Origin of the sequence: Asaia sp. W19 (assembly GCF_003994335.1) — a bacterium.
Classification (GTDB): domain Bacteria; phylum Pseudomonadota; class Alphaproteobacteria; order Acetobacterales; family Acetobacteraceae; genus Asaia.
This window is the reverse complement of sequence record NZ_PNQZ01000189.1, coordinates 1-2,043: the sequence shown is the minus strand read 5'-3', so window position 1 is coordinate 2,043 and position 2,043 is coordinate 1. Positions and strand designations below refer to the sequence as shown.

The following is a 2,043-nucleotide window of genomic DNA, read 5'->3' as shown; positions in this document are numbered from 1 at the left end:
TGTTTTCTACTGTGGAAAAGACAGCGAATGGGCAGCGTATTCAGTTTGCGGATGACGGATTGCTCGTCACGAACATGACCGGTGATCTGCTGTTTTCAATCTCCCCCAATGCGAGACCAACCAACACCCTGAATATCCAGGCGGGAAGCGGACTTGCGGCGGCGGGATTGTATGTTCAGCGGGGCGAAAACGGTTCAGCGAATCTCGGCCTTTATCCGGCCCCCGGTGGCGAGATCCAGATGTCATCGCCCGTGGCGAGCCCGGGTGCGGCCGTACCTGCAGAAGCGGCTGGCGGTTTTCTGCATCTCAATGTGAATGGCAAGGATTATCGCGTACCGCTCTTCACTGTTGAGCAAGTGGGGGGCTGATGGCGGTTCTCAGAGATCCCGATCTATCTGGTCTGACGGCGACAGATCGCAAAACTCTTCTTGATACCGGGCTGGCTCCTGGTTCGGCGCGCGATTTTGCCCGGCGTCTCCGGCTTCTCCTCCCGCAGGGCTGGTTTCCTGCATATCGAGGGGACGAAGTTGAGGAGGCTCCCGTGTTGCAGGCGTTGCTGACGGGGTTTGGCGCCGTTCTCTCTGTTATCTGGCACTTGATCATCGACGTGAAGAGGCAGACGAGGCTCGGGACCACGCAGGGTGCCTTTCTCGAAATGGCTGCGGTCGATTTTTTCGGTCCTGGGGCAATGGCGCGGCTTGAGCAGGAAAAAGACGGCCATTACCGTCGTCGGCTCGTGACGTCGCTCGCGGCACCCTTGAACACACGCATGGCTGTTTCGGAATCGGTACGACGCCTATCGGGTGCAGCACCAAGGATCATCGAGTTGGGTAGTGCACAGGATTGTGGGGCCTGGTGCCATGGCGGTGGTTATGGAGCGTCGCGTAGCCGTTACGGGTCACGTAACGGTGGACAGTTCTGCCTCGAGGTCTTTCCGAAAATTCCTGTGGATCAGCGCACAGTTCAGGCGGTGATACGCGTGACAAAGGCTTCAGGCGTGATTGCCTGGGTAAGGATGCTAGACTGATGGATCGCCCTATAATCTACGCAGGCGCGGTGCCTTTCGATACGGATCTTCTGAGACTTGGTCGCTATGCAAAAGAAGGACTAGGACGTCTCGCCGAGATTGTGTTCGGGAGTGAAACAGTCCGGGCCTCCGGATTTTCTTGCCAGCTTTCCGATAAGGCTCTGTCGGTGACGCTCGGCCCAGGGACGATCATGGCGCCTGATCTCCTGGACCGCGCGCATATCGGTAGCTCATCTGCGGGGCTAGAAGCAGATAATGCCCTGATTCAGAGCCTTTTTTACAGCAATGAGGCGCAGGATTTGGCTATCCCGATGACCGGGGCGTCGGTGACGATCTATGCCCTGTGCAGGGAGGTGGACGATCTGAATGATGTTTTGCCGTTTTACAATGCTGACAACCCCGAGCAGACGATGGCTGGGCCCGATAACCGGGGGAAAGCCCTGCCGACACGGCGCGCCGGACGAATTACGTTTTATGCTGGGACGAGTGCTCCGTCAGTGGAGGGGGGGCGTGCTGTCCCACTTTATGTGCTGTCGATACCAGAAGGGGCTGAGAACCTCAGCGCTGTAACTGCTCGGCAATGCGCTGCGTTTCAGAGTGCCATGACCGATCTGGCAACGATCGAGTTCGTGCAGCGGATCAGCCAGCCACAGGCTCTCTGCTCGACAAGCACACTTCTCACGGTGCCGAACTGGGCGCGCCAGGTCGAATTGCGTGTCATTGGCGGCGGTGGAGGGGGCGCGTCTACCTCCGTGCTGTCGCCGGAAGCTGGGTCTTTTTCCGGTGCGGGCGGAGGAGCCGGAGGCGATTGCTGGGGGGTCTATGCGGTCGATGCGTCGCGCAACGCGCAGCTTTCAGCGACTGTCGGTGCTGGGGGTGACGCCGACAGGCGGGGTGAGCCGAGCTTTGTGACTTACGGAGGGCAACCGTTGCTCACAGCCGATGGCGGTGGGGCTGGCGTCTTTGGCACTGCTCAGAATTCCTATGGCGGGGGGGGGGGGGGGGCGGGGGGGGGG

At 59.8% G+C, this 2,043-nt stretch carries 2 protein-coding genes and 1 pseudogene; all 3 read left to right on the top strand.

The genetic code is table 11. From position 1 onward, the window contains the following. Positions 1 to 368: pseudogene (locus C0V97_RS18495) on the top strand (hypothetical protein); the annotation flags it as partial. Beyond that, complete coding sequence (locus tag C0V97_RS17880; RefSeq protein WP_127099985.1) at positions 368 to 1,027, top strand: hypothetical protein; 660 nt, start codon at positions 368 to 370, stop codon at positions 1,025 to 1,027. The pseudogene C0V97_RS18495 and the gene C0V97_RS17880, both read left to right, overlap by 1 nt. Continuing rightward, the coding region (locus C0V97_RS17875; protein ID WP_127103751.1) for a hypothetical protein at positions 1,027 to 2,043 on the top strand (1,017 nt) is incomplete at its 3' end. The genes C0V97_RS17880 and C0V97_RS17875, both read left to right, overlap by 1 nt.